The sequence below is a fragment of the Planococcus sp. RAB007_Raresut genome (assembly GCF_057369535.1).
In genome coordinates, this window is record NZ_JBXYIF010000001.1 from 405032 (window position 1) to 422357 (window position 17326).

At 44.9% G+C, this 17326-nt stretch carries 15 protein-coding genes; 9 read left to right on the top strand and 6 right to left on the bottom strand.

Annotated elements, in window-relative coordinates:
- The first annotated feature begins 113 nt into the window (after positions 1 to 113).
- The 5 genes from AC2Q9J_RS02000 to AC2Q9J_RS02020 all read left to right on the top strand — a co-directional run bounded on the left by AC2Q9J_RS02000 (position 114) and on the right by AC2Q9J_RS02020 (position 5833).
- Positions 114 to 728: a CadD family cadmium resistance transporter gene (locus AC2Q9J_RS02000; RefSeq protein ID WP_404337801.1), complete on the top strand. Its 615-nt coding sequence runs from the start codon at positions 114 to 116 to the stop codon at positions 726 to 728.
- Positions 729 to 807: 79 nt separating this feature from the next.
- Positions 808 to 1173, top strand: a complete 366-nt coding sequence (locus AC2Q9J_RS02005; protein ID WP_404337685.1) for an ArsR/SmtB family transcription factor — start codon at positions 808 to 810, stop codon at positions 1171 to 1173.
- On the top strand, positions 1166 to 3343 hold the full coding sequence (locus AC2Q9J_RS02010; RefSeq protein ID WP_499036853.1) for a heavy metal translocating P-type ATPase: 2178 nt from the start codon (positions 1166 to 1168) through the stop codon (positions 3341 to 3343). The genes AC2Q9J_RS02005 and AC2Q9J_RS02010 overlap by 8 nt, the downstream gene beginning before the upstream one ends.
- Positions 3344 to 3567: 224 nt before the next feature.
- The gene (gene lpdA / locus AC2Q9J_RS02015) at positions 3568 to 4986 is read left to right on the top strand and encodes a dihydrolipoyl dehydrogenase (RefSeq protein WP_404337681.1); all 1419 of its coding nucleotides are present in this window, start codon (positions 3568 to 3570) and stop codon (positions 4984 to 4986) included.
- A gap of 184 nt (positions 4987 to 5170) precedes the next feature.
- Positions 5171 to 5833 (top strand): class I SAM-dependent methyltransferase, encoded by a 663-nt coding sequence (locus AC2Q9J_RS02020; RefSeq protein ID WP_404337679.1) that lies wholly within the window; start codon positions 5171 to 5173, stop codon positions 5831 to 5833.
- Positions 5834 to 6141: 308 nt separating this feature from the next.
- Here AC2Q9J_RS02020 and AC2Q9J_RS02025 read toward each other — a convergent pair whose 3' ends face one another.
- A complete protein-coding gene (locus tag AC2Q9J_RS02025; RefSeq protein WP_282019675.1) occupies positions 6142 to 6717 on the bottom strand; it encodes a GNAT family N-acetyltransferase in 576 nt (191 codons plus the stop codon).
- Positions 6718 to 6809: 92 nt separating this feature from the next.
- Here AC2Q9J_RS02025 and pdxR point away from each other — a divergent pair, with 92 nt between their 5' ends.
- Positions 6810 to 8171, top strand: a complete 1362-nt coding sequence (pdxR, locus tag AC2Q9J_RS02030; protein ID WP_499036856.1) for a MocR-like pyridoxine biosynthesis transcription factor PdxR — start codon at positions 6810 to 6812, stop codon at positions 8169 to 8171.
- 263 nt (positions 8172 to 8434) lie between these two features.
- On the opposite strand, the gene AC2Q9J_RS02035 is transcribed toward pdxR, so the two are convergent.
- Both AC2Q9J_RS02035 and copZ read right to left on the bottom strand, forming a co-directional pair.
- Positions 8435 to 10573, bottom strand: coding sequence for a heavy metal translocating P-type ATPase (locus AC2Q9J_RS02035; protein WP_282019673.1), 2139 nt, complete (start codon positions 10571 to 10573; stop codon positions 8435 to 8437).
- A 137-nt stretch (positions 10574 to 10710) separates the two neighbouring features.
- Entirely contained in the window at positions 10711 to 10914 is a 204-nt protein-coding gene (gene copZ, locus AC2Q9J_RS02040) for a copper chaperone CopZ (RefSeq protein ID WP_029336157.1), read from the bottom strand.
- 273 nt (positions 10915 to 11187) lie between these two features.
- Here copZ and AC2Q9J_RS02045 point away from each other — a divergent pair, with 273 nt between their 5' ends.
- The gene (locus tag AC2Q9J_RS02045) at positions 11188 to 11520 is read left to right on the top strand and encodes a four-helix bundle copper-binding protein (protein WP_282019672.1); all 333 of its coding nucleotides are present in this window, start codon (positions 11188 to 11190) and stop codon (positions 11518 to 11520) included.
- Between the two features lie 59 nt (positions 11521 to 11579).
- Here the strand turns inward: AC2Q9J_RS02045 and AC2Q9J_RS02050 are convergent, their stop codons facing one another.
- The 3 genes from AC2Q9J_RS02050 to AC2Q9J_RS02060 form a co-directional block, all read right to left on the bottom strand.
- Entirely contained in the window at positions 11580 to 12257 is a 678-nt protein-coding gene (locus AC2Q9J_RS02050) for a response regulator transcription factor (RefSeq protein WP_282019671.1), read from the bottom strand.
- On the bottom strand, positions 12232 to 13638 hold the full coding sequence (locus AC2Q9J_RS02055; protein WP_281862867.1) for a sensor histidine kinase: 1407 nt from the start codon (positions 13636 to 13638) through the stop codon (positions 12232 to 12234). Before AC2Q9J_RS02055 ends, AC2Q9J_RS02050 begins: the two co-directional genes overlap by 26 nt.
- A 98-nt stretch (positions 13639 to 13736) precedes the next feature.
- Positions 13737 to 14642, bottom strand: coding sequence for a F510_1955 family glycosylhydrolase (locus AC2Q9J_RS02060; RefSeq protein ID WP_101802737.1), 906 nt, complete (start codon positions 14640 to 14642; stop codon positions 13737 to 13739).
- Between the two features lie 214 nt (positions 14643 to 14856).
- Between AC2Q9J_RS02060 and AC2Q9J_RS02065 the strand changes: the two genes are divergently transcribed.
- Complete coding sequence (locus AC2Q9J_RS02065) at positions 14857 to 15471, top strand: YdhK family protein (protein ID WP_101802736.1); 615 nt, start codon at positions 14857 to 14859, stop codon at positions 15469 to 15471.
- Between the two features lie 387 nt (positions 15472 to 15858).
- Positions 15859 to 17319, top strand: coding sequence for a UDP-N-acetylmuramoyl-L-alanyl-D-glutamate--2,6-diaminopimelate ligase (locus tag AC2Q9J_RS02070; protein WP_282019670.1), 1461 nt, complete (start codon positions 15859 to 15861; stop codon positions 17317 to 17319).
- Positions 17320 to 17326 lie beyond the last annotated feature (7 nt).

Consider the following 17326-nt stretch of genomic DNA (forward strand, 5'->3'; position numbering starts at 1 on the left):
ATTGACAATCTAGCGAAATATTTGTACACTTGCATTAATCAAACGTTCGTTTGAATGTTTAACTATTAGAAGGATACTAGTTGGCTCTAGTATCCACAAAGGAGTTGGTGGGGCTGATTACGACGATTTTTTCCGCTGTTGCAGCTTACGTTGCGACCAGCATTGATTATGTCATCATTTTGTTAATCCTGTTTTCGCAGACGATGAAAAAAGGTCAGTTAAAATCCATTGTTATCGGCCAATATCTGGGGACAGCCATATTAGTAGGCGTCAGCCTTTTGGCTGCGTATGGCCTGACGCTCGTACCGACTCACTGGGTCGGCCTGCTGGGTCTCATTCCGATTTATTTGGGAATCAAGGTTTGGAAGCGAGAGGAAGAAGAGAACGACGAAGAGGATCTCTTGTCCCGCTTGTCTTCCGGAAAGTCCAATCGCTTGTTTGTAACCATCACGGTCATTACACTTGCGGCCGGCGGGGATAACATCGGTGTCTACATACCCTACTTTTCAACCTTGAATCCAAGTGAGATCGTTGTGATGCTTGTCGTCTTTGCCATTATGACAGCTGTTTTGTGTTACCTCAGTTACCGTTTGGCATCCGTTAAATCGGTCTCTGAAACCATCGAGAAATGGGAACGCTGGATTGTGCCAGTTGTCTTTATCGGATTGGGCATCTTGATCATGGTGGAGAACGGGACATTCCGTTTCCTTTGGAGTCTGGTGAGCTGAAGTGATTTTTCGCTTGTTCTATTCTTATAGAAGAAAAGCTTGCTGTAAAAAATTTAATTGATGAAAAGGGGAAAATAAAATGAGCAGAGATACGTGCGAAATTTTGTGTGTAGACGAAGAAAAAGTAGAGCGAGTCCAGCAACAGCTTTCAGAGCAAAACCCATTGGAAGTAGCAAAAATTTTCAAAGCATTATCCGACGATACGAGAATCAAAATTGCTTATGCCTTATCGCTGGAAGACAAACTCTGTGTTTGTGACGTCGCCAATATCATCGGCTCTTCTACAGCGACGGCTTCCTACCACCTGCGCCTATTAAAAAATATGGGGTTGGCGAAATACAGCAAAGAAGGAAAATTGGTCTATTATTCATTGGATGACGCACATGTGAAACACCTCGTGCAAGTGGCCTTCACTCACCAGAAAGAGGGTGTCAGCATTGGTTGAGAAAGCAAAGATAGAAGAGGCAAAAACCGTCTACCGGGTGGAAGGATTTTCATGCGCCAACTGTGCCGGGAAGTTTGAGAACAACGTCAAGCAAATTCCCGGTGTCCAGGATGCAAAAGTGAATTTCGGGGCTTCGAAGATTTCCGTTTACGGGACGGCCTCGGTTGAAGAATTGGAAAAAGCCGGTGCTTTTGAAAATTTGAAGGTCGCTCCTGAAACATTAAGGCGCCAAGCCGGACCGAACACAGAAACCGAAAATACGGCAACTGCAAAAGAGAAGAAAGTGCCGTTCTACCAAAAGTACAGCGTCTTGCTCTACTCTACCCTGCTGATCGTCTTCGGGTACATTTCCCAGTTCGTCAACGGGGAAGAAAACCTGATGACGTCCCTCCTGTTCGTAGCTGCCATCGTCATTGGCGGGTACTCGCTCTTTAAAGTCGGTTTCCAGAATTTGATACGCCTGGATTTCGACATGAAAACCCTGATGACGGTTGCCGTCATTGGGGCAGCCATCATCGGCGAATGGGCGGAAGCTTCCATCGTGGTGATTCTCTTCGCCATCAGTGAAGCATTGGAACGCTATTCCATGGACCGGGCCCGACAATCCATCCGGTCGTTGATGGACATTGCCCCGAAAGAGGCACTGGTTCGACGAAATGGACAAGAACAGTTGATTTCGGTGGACGACATTGCCGTCGGGGATACCATGATTGTCAAACCCGGACAAAAGATTGCGATGGACGGCATGGTGGTCAACGGCTATTCGGCGGTCAATCAGGCAGCGATTACGGGTGAATCCGTGCCCGTCGGCAAAACGGTGGATGATGAAGTCTTCGCTGGCACGCTGAATGAAGAAGGCTTGCTCGAAGTCAAAGTCACCAAGCTGGTCGAAGACACAACCATTGCAAAAATCATCCATTTGGTAGAAGAAGCACAAGGCGAACGGGCCCCTTCCCAGGCATTTGTCGATAAATTCGCCAAATATTATACACCGATCATCATGGCTGTTGCCGCACTCGTGGCCATTGTCCCTCCCCTCTTGTTTGACGCCAGCTGGGAAACCTGGGTCTATCAAGGGCTGGCTGTGCTAGTCGTAGGTTGTCCGTGTGCGTTGGTCATTTCGACTCCGATTTCGATTGTATCTGCTATCGGGAATGCAGCGAAAAAAGGCGTTTTGGTAAAAGGCGGCGTGTACCTGGAAGAAATGGGTGCCATCAAAGCGATTGCGTTTGACAAGACCGGCACCCTGACCAAAGGGGTTCCCGTCGTCACGGACTTTGAGGTGTTGAACAAGCAGGCAAATGAAAAAGAACTGCTTTCCATCGTCACAGCGCTGGAATATCGCTCACAGCATCCTCTTGCTTCGGCCATCATGAAAAAAGCGGACGCAGAAAACATTTCTTATTCTTCGGTCTTGGTCGAGGACTTCTCTTCCATTACCGGCAAGGGGATTAAAGGGACTGTCGAAGGCATCACATACTACATCGGCAGCCCGATTCTCTTCAACGAGCTGGGCGCCGCAAGTACCGATAAGAACTTGGAACAAAACGTCACAGCTCTTCAAAATCAAGGCAAGACGGCAATGATCATCGGAACGGAACAAAATATCCTGGCGGTCATTGCCGTGGCGGATGAAGTCCGTGAATCCAGCAAGGAAGTCATCGCGAAATTGCATCAAATGGGCATCAAGAAGACAATCATGCTGACGGGCGACAACAAAGGGACCGGTCAGGCCATTGGCCAGCAGATCGGCGTCACCGAAATCCAGGCCGAACTGATGCCGGAGGATAAATTGAATTTCATCAAACGCTTAAGAGCCGAATACGGCAACGTCGCGATGATTGGAGACGGCGTGAACGATGCCCCGGCACTCGCTGCCTCTACTGTCGGAATTGCCATGGGTGGTGCCGGAACCGATACCGCTATGGAGACCGCTGATGTGGTCTTGATGGGCGATGATTTGAGCAAACTGCCGTTCACGGTGAAGTTGAGCCGGAAATCATTGAACATCATCAAAGCGAACATTGCATTTGCAATTGGTATCAAAGTGATCGCGTTGCTGTTGGTCATCCCGGGTTGGCTGACGCTATGGATCGCTATTATGTCAGACATGGGCGCTACCCTTCTGGTCGCGCTAAACAGCTTACGGCTGATGCGCGTAAAAGAGTAACGAAAAGAGCTTTCCAGCCAAATGGAAAGCTCTTTTCTGAACTACATAGTAGGGCGAATCTGAAACATTCTTTCATTACTCCTCAAGATAAAGGGTATGGATTTTAGAAGAGGCATTCCTGGCACGAAGCACCCCCTTGTTAGTGCCGGTTTACCTCTTTTGAAATAAAAATGAGCAGAAATTACGATTTTTCTTATGACCAAATGCCGAAGGAGGAAACAAACATGACGAACGAAGCGAAAAAGGAACTGGACTTATTGGTGATCGGAGCCGGATCGGGCGGCTATGTGGCGGCCATTCGTGCTGCACAGCTAGGGAAAAAAGTGGTGTTGGTGGATAAGGCCGAATTGGGTGGCGTTTGCCTGAACCGTGGCTGCATCCCTTCCAAAGCGCTGATCAGTGCTTCGGAACGGGTGAAACACATCCAGCACGCCGGGACCATGGGCATCCGGGTTTCGGGTGAAGTGGTCGTGGATATGCCCGAAGTAGTGAAATGGAAAGACGGCATCGTGAACAAACTTACAAGCGGGGTCCAGACCTTGCTGAAAGGCAATGGCGTGGAAGTCATTAGCGGGGAAGCTTATCTGACGGCATCCCATCAGGTAAAAATCAAAACCGCAGACGGAGAACTGCTCTATACGTACAAAGATCTGATTCTGGCAATCGGTTCCCTGCCGACCGAACTGAAAAGCCTGCCGTTTGATCAAGAACGGATCCTCTCGTCAACAGAAGCTTTGACGCTCCAGGAAGTGCCGAAGCATCTCGTGGTGGTCGGCGGCGGTTATATCGGGCTGGAACTAGGGACGGCGTATGCCAAATTCGGGGCCAAAGTGACGATTCTTGAAGGAACGGATACCATTCTTCCAGGGACGGACTCTGCACTGACAAATGTGGTCAAACGTCACTTAAAAGATTTGGGCATCACGGTCATCACCAATGCTATGGTCCAAGGCGGTGAAAATACAGGTGAAGAAGTCAATGTCCGGGTTCAGGTGGATGGCAAAGATGAGGTCATTAATGGCGATTACTGCCTGGTTTCTATTGGAAGAAAACCAAACACAGGAAAAATCGGCTTAGAAAATATTGGCGTGGAACTTGATCAACGCGGTTTTATCAAGATAAATAACCAATGTCGAACCACGATTGATCATGTGTACGCAATCGGCGATTGTGCAGGCGGTGACCTTCTAGCTCACAAAGCTAGTTATGAAGGTAAGATTGCGGCAGAGGTGGCAAGCGGACAAAAAAGCGTGATTGATTTTCAAGCGATGCCGTTTGTTATCTTCAGCGATCCGGAAGTTGCGTATACCGGGTTGACCGAAAAAGCGGCAAAAGAACAGGGCTATGAGACAGTTTCCAGTCGTTTTCCATTCCAAGCGAACGGCCGCGCTTTATCTATTTCCGATGCGGATGGTTTTGTACAGATTGTGGCTGAAAAAGAGACCAAAAGAGTGTTGGGCGTCCAGATGGTTGGACCGGAAGTATCGTCCCTTATTGCCGAGGCGGTCTTTGCTATTGAAACCGGGGCGACAGCCGAAGACCTCAGCCTGACGATTCACGCCCATCCTACGCTGCCGGAGCCATTGATGGAAGCTGCGGAAGGAATCATGGGGCACCCAATTCATATGCTGAGCAAAAAATAACTCATAATCAATCCACTCTTTGAAACCGGCCTGCACATTCATAAGCGCAGGCCGGATTGTTTTTGTTCGAGTATCTCTGACTTTCTGAAGTGATGATAAATCATATAGGTTGGCGATTTCCCTATTTTTTCAAACTGGATTTATTCGGAACAAAAATCTACTTAATTGAAAGGATGCGAACTTCATGAAGGCAGATAAAAACAAAGCGTATATACCGGCACTCAAATACCGCTGGATGACCCGGTTCTATGATCCGTTAATCCAATGGGGGATGCAGGAAAAAAAGCTTAAAATGTATTTGGTTAATCAAGCAGTCCTTCAACCTGGGGAAGTGGTAATGGATTTAGCTTGCGGCACAGGAACCTTGGCCCTCTTAATACGGCGATCACACTCCCATGTTCAAGTGATTGGAGTCGATGCAGACCCGGAAATAGTGGCAATTGCGAAAGAAAAAATTAAAAGAAATCAAACTAACGGCATTAGCTTCAAGGAAGGATTTTCTGACCGGCTTCCCTTTTCTAATAATCTGTTTCATCATGTCTTTACCAGTTTATTTATTCACCATTTGACGTTGGAGAAGAAAAAGGAAACTTTTGAGGAAGTTCGCCGGACACTTAAACCGGGCGGCCAATTCCATATAATTGATTTTGAGAAGCCACAAAACGGTTTGATGCGTGCTGCATTCTTCCCCGTCCAGTTGTTAGACGGGTTCGAGACCACTTCCCCTCATGTCAAAGGCATTATTCCAAGTCTCTTAAAAGAAACAGGATTTGCTGCAATTGAAGAGACGGGGCAATTTTCAACCGCGATTGGCACGTTACGGGCATACAGAGCTTTTAAGCCATAAAATTCTTGATATTCAGCTACTTTCTTTCACCTTACGTACATGCATTTTCTATCTATCTATTTTCATTAAATTCATTTTGTAATCATCAGGGACACAACTTAAAAAGGTTATTAGAAAAGCGTTCGTAAAAATACATTTAACAAATTAAGAGGGAGAGAAGATGTGCTGAAATAAGCCTCTTCCCTCCCTTTCTCTTTATACAGCTTCCGATAAATTCATGATATGTAAACTACTCTTGATAGGTCGCTTTATTCTAAGAGTACGAAATCAAAACTGAAACAGGTCTCAAAATACAATTATTGTATAAATTACTGCCCGATTAATATCTTGTGGAAGCGTTCTTTGACTTGTGGCCAATCCTCTTTTGTCACACTGTACATGACGGTATGTCGAATTGTTCCTTCTTTGCGAATCATGTGGTTCCTCAAAATCCCTTCTTTAATGGCTCCGATTCTTTCAATGGCGCGTTGTGAACGGATATTTTCATGACCTGTCTTGATTTGGACGCGATTCAATCCCAGTTCTTCAAAACAATATTTCAACAATAGAAACTTGCAATTGGTGTTGACATTCGTTCGCCAACTTTTCGGATTTAGCCAGGTTGAACCGATCTCTAATCTTTTGTGGGACATGGAAATGTCGAGAAACCAAGTAGCTCCAATAATTTTCTTTGACTCGATATCTACAATCACAAAAGCAAACTCTATTCCAGCTGCTCTCTTTTTTTGAGCGTCTTGCACATATTGTTCAACATTCCTTTTGTCCGTCAAATCCACCGACATGTGTTCCCAAATTTCGTTGTCATTCGCTGCCTCCCAGATTCCTTCTATATGGCTGCTTTCCATCGGCACTAGCTTGACTACTTCATTCTCTAAGGTTTTCATTTCCCTCACTCCTTTCTATCATTACACTTCATTTCTGGTATGCTTAACATAACCAATTTAGATTAATTATTACATACCAGGGAGTGCTTGAAGTGGAACTGCAAGTAACATTTCCAAAAGGAACCACGAAATATATGGCCATTTATGAACACATTAAACAGCTCATTCTGCAACAACAGTTAAAAGCGCATTCAAGAATGCCCTCCAAACGCGAATTAGCCAATCAACTGAATGTCAGTATATTTACCGTACAGGAAGCATATGCCCAATTGCTGAGTGAAGGTTACCTGTATTCAACGGAGCGACAGGGTTATTTTGTAGGGGAGATTGAAGTCCCCTTTCAAGAAGAGGCTGCCTTTCAAAATGAAGAATTACTGCCAACGCTAAGAGAAGAGTCCTTGAATTTTAGAAATGGACAAGTCGATCCAACAGAATTTCCATACAAAATCTGGAACCGCCTGTATCAAAAGTTTCTGGTTCCTGCCCATATTGCCAACGGCGCTTGGCAAGGGGAACCCGAATTACGAAACGAAATTGCCGCCTATTTGCGCCGTTCACGAGGGTTGCATCGCCATGCAAAACAAATCTTTATCTTCAGCGGTACTCAACAACAGTTAAGTTCCCTGTGTCACTTCCTCTCTCCCTCTAAAGTAGGAATCGAGGAACCGGGCTTTATTCGAGCAAATGCGGTTTTTCACCAATTAAACATACCGGTTTTACCTCTTAGGTTGGATTTTGAAGGCTGTACCGTACCGAAACAGCCAGTGACACTTCTATATACAACTCCAGCTCATCAATATCCACTTGGCACGGTGATGTCGATCAACAGGCGTCTTGAGTTATTGAATTGGGCAAAAGCTTCTTCCAGTTACATCGTGGAAGATGATTATGATTCAGAATTCCGTTATCGTGGCGCCTCCATTCCAACGTTGGCTAATTTAGACGCTTTAAATCAGGTGATTTATTTTGGATCATTCTCTAAAACCTTGCTGCCTTCTATTCGAATCAGTTATCTCGTCCTCCCCTTATCTTTAGTGAAAGAATATGAAGCATTCAATGCACTGCAAAAACCCACTGTTTCCAAAATCGATCAGTTAGTCGTTGCAGAATTCATTAAGACAGGAGGATATGAAAAGCACATCGCCAAAATGCGAACCCTTTACCGCTCAAAGAGAAAGTGCTTGATTGAAGCGATAGATGAATTTTTAGGAGAAGATTTTTCTGTTAGAGGAGATGAGGCTGGACTGCATATCATTGTCCAATTACCAGCCTACTTAACGGAACGAGAAGCAATTGCAAGGGCTGATTCGCTCTGCATTGAAGTTGATTCCGTATCCCATATGTATCAAGAAACCAAATCCACCGACCGAGTGATCATCGGCTATGGGGCTCCGACTATCGGAGAAATTCGGAAGGCCATTCAATCGCTTGCATCGGTCTGGAAAAGTCCCTAAGTTAAATTTTTAAGGATGGGCTATATATCTATTAAGCGTTCGTAAAAGTACACTTAAATGAACAAAAAAGGATAGAAGCGATTTTTATCAGCTTCTATCCTTCCGATAATCCTTCATATGTTAACTATAAAAATATATTTAATTATCCAAAGTCTTCAAACCTCCGTTTGACTTTAACCTAATACAAAACTGTGCCCCCAAGGTTAAAGAAAATTCAACTTTTGGGAGGCAGCACTTTTCGTGTACGACAATTAAACACGGTGTTAAACAGCTCTATTTCTTAGTTTCAATGTCATCGCATTGATAGCCACGATAACCGTGGACACGGACATCAGAACTGCTCCTGCGGCAGGAGCCAACGTAATCCCAATGGAGGCTAGAACACCCGCCGCTATGGGAATGGCAATAAAGTTATAACCGGCTCCCCACACGAGGTTCTGTTTCATTTTACTGGTTGTTTTATTGGCCAATTCGATAAAGGATTCAATATCGCCTGGATCCGACTGAGTCAAAATCACATCAGCGGAATCGATGGCGACTTGAGTTCCGGCACCGACTGCTATCCCAACGTCTGCTATTGCAAGGGATGGTGCATCGTTGACGCCATCGCCGACCATGATAACCGTTTGTCCATTATTTTTCAGTGATTCCACTAAATCATATTTATCTTGCGGTGATTGATTGGCTCTGTATTCAATGCCCAGTTCCTCTGCTACTCCTTGGGCAGCCGTTTCATTGTCACCTGTAGCCATAATCGGTTTTATATTGTAATGCTTCAATGCCTGTATCAGCGTTCTGCTCGTTTCTTTCAATTCATCGCCTAATGCGACCGTACCGATCGGATTCCCGTCCTCAACTAGTATACTTAATGTTGCCCCTTTGGGAACATCCACCGCTACATCTCTTCCAAGTGCCTTTTGGCTGATCAATTCGTATTTGCGGCCATTGGCGTTTCCTTCTATACCCGCACCCGACACAACATCAATCGAATCAAAGTGGACAGGCTGAATCCCTTGTTTCTCAGCGTATTGGACGATTGACTGGGCGATTGGGTGGCTGGACCCGCCTTCAATCCCTGCCATTAACGCCGCGATTTCGGCTTCGGTATGTTGACCATCCAGTGTTTCCATGTTCAAAACTTTAAATTCGCCAGTAGTCAATGTACCCGTTTTATCCAGTATCATTACATCAGCCTTAGTTGCCAGCTCCAATGCTTCGCGGTCTTTCACCAACAGCCCGCGGCTTGCACCTAAACTGGTGCTTCGTGCAATAACCAGCGGAATGGCAAGGCCGAGAGCGTGTGGACATGCAATGACTAATGTCGTAACCGTAAAAAGAACAGCGGTTTGAATGTCAGCAATGTACAGCCAAACGACAAAAGCGATGAAAGCCGCCGCAATGGCGATATAAAACAGCCAGCCGGCTACTTTTTGAGCCAGGTTTTCAGCTCTTGAAGGTTGATCCTGCGCCTGGCTTATCAGGGCTTGTACTTGGGAAATGAACGATTGGTCGCCGGTTTCCTGTACTTCAAGATACAAGATGCCTGCACCGTTCGTGGAACCGCCGATTACTTTGTCTCCGGCTCCTTTTTCAATGGGTTTAGATTCCCCCGTCAGCAAAGCTTCATTGATCCGCGAGGTGCCTCTTTTGATGATGCCATCGGCAGGGACGTTTTCTCCGGCCTGAACCCGTACAAGGTCTCCGACTTTCAGCTCATTTACGGGACGCGTCTCGATCGAATCATCTTCCAATACCACATGTGCATCTTTCGGCACTAATTCAGCGAGCGATTTTTGCGCGTCTCCTGCTTCGCCGACAGCCTTCATTTCAATCCAGTGCCCAAGGAGCATGATCAACAGCAAGGACGCGAATTCAAAGAAGAAATCCATGATGTGATCGCCGGTTACGTAGCGTGCCAGCACGGCGTAAATGCTGTACAAATAGGAAACGGATATCCCTAATGAAATAAGGGCCATCATGCCCGGTGCTTTTTCCTTAAATTCAGCGATTGCACCTTGATAGAAGGGTTTTCCGCCATAAACCAATAAGATAGTTGCTAATACAGCGACCACAATATCCGAGTATGGAAAAGTAAATTGGAAAGGAAGCCGAACGTCCATCATCGGCGACAATAATAGAATGACAATGCCCAAGGGCAGCGACTTCAGGAAAATTTCTTTGAAATTCCCATGATGGTGATGTCCATGGTCACTATGATCGTGGCCACCATGATTGTGATGGGCATGATCATCATGAATTTTGGCAGGATTGCTGTCGTCTTGAATGCCTTCTTTCACTTGGTCTTCATGGTACGAATGCCCAACATGTTTGGAATGATCCATTTTACTGTGATCTACCTGTTCGTCTTGATGGTGGTGATGGTCTTTATCATTTTTAGCCATTCAGTGCGCCTCCTCCAAACTAGTGGTTCTTATCCTATTTAACCCTATTTACATTCTTAACATTCACAAAGTTCTTGCCGAATATACCACACGGGGGTATATTTCATTTAAAAGTAAAGAGTGCTGTGAAAGCACCCTTATACGACGTCATACCCTTGTTCTTCAATCGCTTTCTGAATTTCGTTTAATGATGTCTTGGCAGTATCATAGTCTACTGCCACTTCGCCTTTTTTAAGATCAACTGTCACAGATGAAATCCCTTCGAGTTCACCGACGCCCGTTTCAACCGAGTTTGCACAGTGGCCGCAGGACATACCTTGTACTTTTAATGTTTCAATCATTATTATTCCTCCTAAAGTAATATTTCCTTAAACTTAACATACCCATATAGGGTATATCAAGTGTTTAGTATCATTTTACTTTATCGCTGTTTCCATGACTCTAATTTAGAAGTTCACAATGACCCCCCCCAAAAAACCGCACCATTGATTTTAATATTTGATTACTTGTCTATAAAATGTGCAGTTTCTATGGAGTTTCGGTATTTCTGTTTAGTTTGGAAAGGAGAGGGAAATCCAGTAAATGAAGCAAAAATAAGAAATGGAGGTTTTAACATGGCTCATGAACAACATCAGGAATTGATTCGGGCATTACATGATTGTGCAGCGGAATGTAACCATTGTTTTGACGCTTGTCTGCAGGAAGACGATGTGAAGATGCTAGCACGGTGCATTCGATTAGACCGGGAATGCGCGGACATTTGTGCATTTTTGGAACATGCCATTACTCGCAATTCACCGTTCGTTTCCGAACTGGCAGCCGTTTGCGCAACCATTTGCGAAGCTTGCGCAGAGGAATGTGAGAAGCACGCCGATCATCATGAACATTGCAGACGCTGTGCGGAAGCTTGCCGTAGATGTGCAGAAGCTTGCCGTAACGCCGCATAACCTTACTCAAAAAGGCCCGTCGGAAATATTTTCCGACGGACCTTTTCTTTTATCAAGCATCATTCTGCTTCATGGATCCATTTGTAGCCGATTCCCCAAACCGTGAGAAAATGATGATCGACCGGAAAACCGGACTGGCGGATTTTTTCCCGAACATTTCGCACATGCGAATCGATGGTCCGCCCTTCCGTCTCTGAGTCGAATCCCCAAATTAACTGGATCAGCTGCTCCCTCGTAAACACTTTGTCGGCATTCTTCATCAGGTGGCCCACCATCAGAAATTCTTTTGGCGTCAATTTGATGATATGTTTGCCGTACGTAAGTTCAAACCGGTCTTCGTACCACACCAAACCGTCCACTTCAATGGTATTTTTCGGAGTTCTCCTGCGAAGCAGCGCCCCCATCCGGGCCAGCAACTCATCTTCATTAAACGGCTTTGTGATGTAATCATCCGCCCCGATATTCAATCCCTTAACAATATCCTCCTGTTGTTCCCGCGCCGTCAGCATAATGATTGGCACATCCGAAAATTTCCGGATTTCGCGGCACAGTTCCCAGCCATCCATATCAGGCATCATGATATCGAGTAAAATGATATCAAACACTTCCTTTTCTAGATAGGCGAGCGCTTCGTGTGCACCTAATGCTTTTTTACAGAGGTACCGATGCGGCTGTAAATATAAAGACACTAAATCCAGCATTCGTTTTTCATCATCCACCAACAGTACTTTCTGCAAGCGAATCCCCCCTTTTCAATTCGATTTGGACAGTTGTCCCTTTTCCATGCTCACTACGGAGCGTGATGTGGCCGTCATGCGCCTCGACAATTTCTTTGGCAATCGCTAACCCCAGACCACTTCCCCCGTATTGTCTGGATCTGGATTTGTCTACCCGGTACAATCGTTCAAACACAAACGGAAGATCTTGTTCCGGTATGCCTTCCCCTTGATCGCTAATATTGATCGTAATCGTTTTTTCGTCCTGGGTTCCCCTCAGTGTTACTTGTGTTCCTTCAAGGGAGTGTTTTCGGGCATTGTCCAATACATTCAGCAATACTTGCTGAAAACGCTCGGGATCAATGGAAGCAACGATTTCTCGTTCGCAGTGAATAGATACCGAGATTCTTTTCTCGTCAAAAGCTGGACGGACCAAAGCAACGACTGATTGAAAGAGGACTTCTAAAGAAAATTCCTCTTTTCTGATTGAAAACTGATTGTGATCCATCTGTGCCAGTTCAAACAACTGACGAATCAATTCGGTCAAATGTGCCGTCTCTTCCCGAATAATGGAGATGTATTCCCGTTTCTCTTCCTCAGATGCAGCTGGGCGGCTCGCAATATCAGCATATCCTTTGATATAGGTCAGCGGTGTCCGCAACTCGTGGGAAATGCTGGCTAAAAACTCATTCCGGGCATTTTTTAAACGGTCCAAATCATTGGAAAGTGTAGTGATGGCATTCGCCAGCTCGCCCAGTTCATCATTTCGGTCGATATTCAATTTGACCTCGTTGTTTCCATTGCTCAACTGCTCTGTCGCTTTCTTCATCCGAATCAGCGGCAACGTAATCAGTCGTGATAACAAAAAAATCGTGACCACGGTTAACCCGATCGCAATCAACCCCACGACCAGAAATTGATTTCTCAGATGACTTACCATCTGTTTGATATGGCTCGTTTCCGCAAACATGAACACATGGCCTTGATGTTCTCCGGCAACCGTAATCGGACTGTCGGTCGCAATAAATTCTTTTTCGTTCCATCTCTCTTCAACTATTTGCCCTTCTTGTGGCACTTCACCAAAGTCGGTGTGTTCCAAAACTTCCTGCATCTCCGGTTCAATTGAATCGGAGTGAATCAGTTCGTTGCCATCTGCATCGGTTATGATAACGATGAAATCGGAAGCGGATTCCATGAGGGCAACATGATCCAACGTTGCCGGTTCAAAGCTGCCGGCCAATACTTCACTGTGTGTATTGCCTCGTGCGAGTAGATTCGTCATCACTTCATCCACCCGTTCATTGACAAACGTCACGTATAAAGTCAAAAACAGAACCGACTCAATGATGATGATAAAAACAAAAAAAAGTAATCCAATTTTTAACGCAAGTTTATTCAGCATGGCGTCCCTCTTTAAGACCATTCGGTTTAGCGCATCTTGCAGCCGGCTACCCCAAAAGTCGTTGAATTGAATTCGTTAAACCGCTTTTTCAGTTTTCGTTAATCGGTTTTTCCCTCTTGCAGCAATGCTTCCCAGGTCTGTGATCCGTCTTCCGATAAGTAGGCCTGCCCTTGCAATGTATAGATGGCCAGTTCCGACACGTCATTCGGGTTTTGTGCGATAAAAGCGATGGCATCTTCCGGAAGATCCGGTATATTCAATGTCTCCAGCTCTTCATTTTCAATCGTATACTTTATCAATGCCGCCGTTGTCCCATAGCTCCCGAAATACAAAGCGTCTCCGGTGAAGTGCACCGCTGTGCCTGTTTCACTTTCCGCTGTAATCGCCTCAAAGGTTTCTCCGCCATCCCGTGAAATATAAACACCTGCCGCAGTAGCTGCAGCAACGAAGTTCGAATCGGTCGGGTGAAGGGCAAGCGCAGTGACTTCACCTGCTACCCCTGCCGCGTCGACCGGTTCCCATGATTCTCCTTCATCATTACTTTTGTAAAACCCTGCTTCCAGCAAGGAATTTTTTGCCGGGTTAAGCAGGAAAATGTCATGGCTGTTGTATCCTACGGCCATGGCATGGAAGTCCGTTTCTCCTTGGAAAGCAATCTCTTCCAAGGTTTCTCCGCCATCAAGACTACGTTGAATCCCAAGCGGGTTGGGCAAGTCTGAATCCGCGCTCGGGTGTCCGGAAGAATAAAAGCCCTCGTCTATGGCGTTAAAGCCCATGTAGTCGTAAACATTATCCGTTGTTTCAAACCATTCGCCCTCGCGATATATCTTGGGGCCGCTGTGTGAAGCAAAATACAAATCCTTTCCACCTCCTGCATAGCCCATTCCGTGGACATGGCTTAACTCCCCTTCAAACGGTACTTCGAATGATTCCGTTGTATTATTGGTGCATCCTGCTAACAAAGTTAGGGATAGAAGTGCATTCACCAGTATTCTCTTCTCCATCTTTATGTCCTCCAAATTTATCGGTTTTCTGAATTTTTTTATCTTAACATACGTACTTAAACAGTCTAACGGAAAAGTTTCAATTTTTTGTGCAGAAACTCTGTTTCACCCCCTATTTATTCCACTCTTCAAGAAGATGACATCTTTTCTGCACAGCAAATGCAAATTATTAAGATAGACTGAGTGAAAGACGAACAGAAAGAGGCGATTTAATATGACAAAACGAAACTTACTTATGGGGGCTGCATCGGTGGCGCTTGCCCTTACGTTGAGTGCATGTTCAGACAATGCAGAAGATGGTTCAGCAACAGAAAGCCACGAAAATATGGAAATGGAAGAGAATACGGGCGAAGAAATGCCGATGGACAGTGGATCTGAAGAAGATATGGACATGGATATGGATCATTCCGGATCAGGCGAAGTCCCTGACGGATTACAAGCGGCAGAAAATCCGACTTATGAAGTCGGAAGCCAGGTCACAGTGGAAGCAGACCACATGGCGGGGATGCAGGGAGTTGAAGCGACAGTGTCCGGAGCTTTTGATACGACGGTCTATTCCATTTCGTACACACCGACAGATGGCGGTGAACCAGTTGAAGATCACAAATGGGTCGTTCACGAAGAGCTTGAAAATCCCGGCGAAGAGCCGCTGCAGCCCGGAACAGAAGTTACGGTGAATGCAGATCACATGGATGGAATGGATGGAGCCAATGTGGTCATCGACTCGGCTGAGGAAACGACGGTTTATATGATTGATTACACAGCCTCTACAGGAGAAGAAGTGACAAACCACATGTGGGTGACAGAAAGTGAAATTACTGCTGAATAACTTCTATTACATTTAATATAGCTATTTGAATGAGAAAGCTATCTGTGACCAGATAGCTTTCTCATTTTGTGCTAGTGACAGTCTCAATTACTCAATTTCGTTTCTGACTTTTTTGCTCACTGTGGTTGTACTAGATTTTATCTTGACCTTTTTTCTCCTGTATAAAACCTGTGTTCATTCGAATAACAGAAGACTTATGTGAAATTATCTGCGAAGACAAAAACAAGCACTTTCGTTACAGTAGATTCAAAAATGATTGTTACATTTTCATATCAAGCAGGTCATTTTCTTTACACTTCTTACCTGCTTCCAAATCTGCACACTTTCTCAATACTATTTGGTTAATATAAATCGATTATAAAGAAGGTATCGGAGAGGTTTTGAAAAATGAAATTAAGTTATTTATTAGATGGTATTGAACTGAAATCTCTATCTAACCATCTGGCTCCAGACGTTAATATTCAAGGGATTTCAGACAACTCACAAAATATCAATGAGGGTGATTTATTTGTTGCCGTTGAGGGTTTTGAAAAAGATGGCCATCAATACATTGATAGCGCACTGAAAAAGGGGGCCATAGCGGTAATAGGAGAACAGCCCATCGCCAGTTTACCTGTACCCTATATACAAGTTGAAAATAGTCGGCAAGCACTTGGGATACTTGCCGGAAATTTTTATGGCAATCCATCGAAACACAAAACAGTAATCGGCATTACGGGCACAAACGGCAAGACAACGACGTGCTATATGCTAAAACATATTTTGGAAAGCAATGGGAAGTCCTGTTCCGTGATTGGTACTTTACAGAATATTGTAAACGGCGAAAGAATTCAAAGTTCCAATACTACTCCCAGTTCCCTTGTTTTACATAAGCTTTTATCTATGAGCCAGGATGAGGTCATCATTATGGAGGTTTCATCCCATGCGTTAACCCAGTGGCGGACAGAAGGCATTGAATTTGATTTTTGTCTATTTTCCAATCTGCATCCTGAACACCTCGATTACCATTCCACGATGGAAGAATACTTTACGGCAAAATTGCTGTTGTTTAACCAGTTGAAAGCCAACGGTAAAGCTATTGTGAATCAGGATAACCCCTGGGGTGTAAAACTAACAAAGATTTTACGGAGTAGAGGAAAAACCGTTTGCACGATTGGCGAGTCCGAAGAAAACCACCTTCGGATTTCGAGTTTGAATTCAGAAGAATCCAGTGCTTTGGTTGAGACGGATAACGAATATATGACCGTCCATTCTCCCATGAACGGCGTACACAATATTTACAACACGTTAATGGCTTATCTGACTGCGAAGTTAATAGGTGTAAACCAAAGTGATATTCTTCGCTCTATCGGTGAATTCAAAGGTGTTGATGGACGATTTGAAATCTATAAACTAGTGAACGGCGTCACCGTTATCATTGACTACGCGCATACACCTGACGCGATTTCTTACTGCTTAACAACAGCAAAGCAGCAAGGAGCCCCAAAAATAACGCATGTTTTCGGGTTTCGGGGTAACAGAGATGCGAGTAAAAGAAAAGCCATGCTATCACTCACAAACAAGTTAAGCGACAAATACATTTTGACACTGGACGACTTAAACGCTGTTCCTCCTGCTGAAATGATAACGTCTTTAAGAAACTTGCATGACGCTTACGGAAGTGACAAGGGAGACATTGTTCCTGATCGCACTTTGGCCATTAAACAAGCGATAGAAGACAGCCAGTCAGGTGACTGGGTTGTGATTACAGGCAAAGGACACGAGAAGTATCAGCAAAACTTCCATCTGCCGACTGACTCGGACCGGGAAACAGTCAATTTTATAACGAAGTTGAATGAAAAAAATTAACCAGGAG